The following is a 963-nucleotide window of genomic DNA, read 5'->3' on the forward strand; positions in this document are numbered from 1 at the left end:
GCACGGGCGCCGGCGCGGGCTGTGCGGCGCGCAGCAGCGGCGCTTCGCGCCAGCGGGCGGCGATCCAGAATAGCAGCAGGGCCACCAGGCCGAAGAACAGCCAGCCGTAGACCAGGTGGTCGACGCCGACGGCCAGGCGCATATTGCTCAGGTGCCCCAGCATCACGATCAGGTAGGCGCGCACGCCATTGGCGAGGATGGGCACGAGCAGGGCGGCGGCCATGACGGCCAGGCGCCGCCGCGCGCTGCGGAAATTCAGGTGGGCGTAGAGGGCGCCCAGGGCCAGCGCGGCGATCAGGTAGCGCAGGCCGCTGCACGCCTCGACCACCGACCAGTTGCCAGTGGGCAGCGACAAGTTATTGCCGTCGCGAAAGACCGGCACGCCCGTCAGCTGCAGCGCGGCCACCGTGAAGCTGGCCGTGAAGTCGATCAGCGGTTCGAGGAAGATTTCGCCGAAGGGCACGGCGAGGAACAGGTAGGCCAGCGGAAAGGCCAGCACGCGCACGGCCGGCCAGCCGAGGATGGCCAGCACGCAGGCGGGCAGCATGGCCGTGGCCGCGTATTGCTCCACCACCTGCACGTTGGCGGCGTCGGCCAGCAGCCAGGCCAGGCCCAGCAGGGCCAGCAGCAGCAAGCCCCACGGCGACGGGCGGTGCGCCAGCGCGGCCAGGCGGGCGCGGCGGCGCCAGGCCAGCCATGCGCTGATGGGCACGATCATGAAGCCGTGCGCGAAGGTCTGCGAACGCGACCACAGTTCCACCATTGACCAGAACGTGGCGTGGTACAGCAGCACGACGGCGGCCAGGGCCAGCAGCAGGGCGGGCAGGGCCAGGTCGCGGCGGCCGTCCGGCAGCAGGGCCGCGGGCAGGCGATTGACGCTGTCGAGTTGCACGTTCATGTCGACGCTTCCCGCGCCGGTCGCGCCGCGCCCTGGCCGGCGGGCCGTCCCGCGCCCGGCCCGCC

At 72.6% G+C, this 963-nt stretch carries 1 protein-coding gene; it reads right to left on the minus strand.

The genetic code is table 11. The annotated features are described in order from the left end of the window. Positions 1 to 898: exosortase A (gene xrtA / locus CBW50_RS28485; protein WP_139842728.1), on the minus strand; the 898-nt coding region annotated here is incomplete at its 3' end. Positions 899 to 963 lie beyond the last annotated feature (65 nt).

The organism is Janthinobacterium sp. GW458P (assembly GCF_002127585.1).
GTDB lineage: Bacteria > Pseudomonadota > Gammaproteobacteria > Burkholderiales > Burkholderiaceae_D > Janthinobacterium.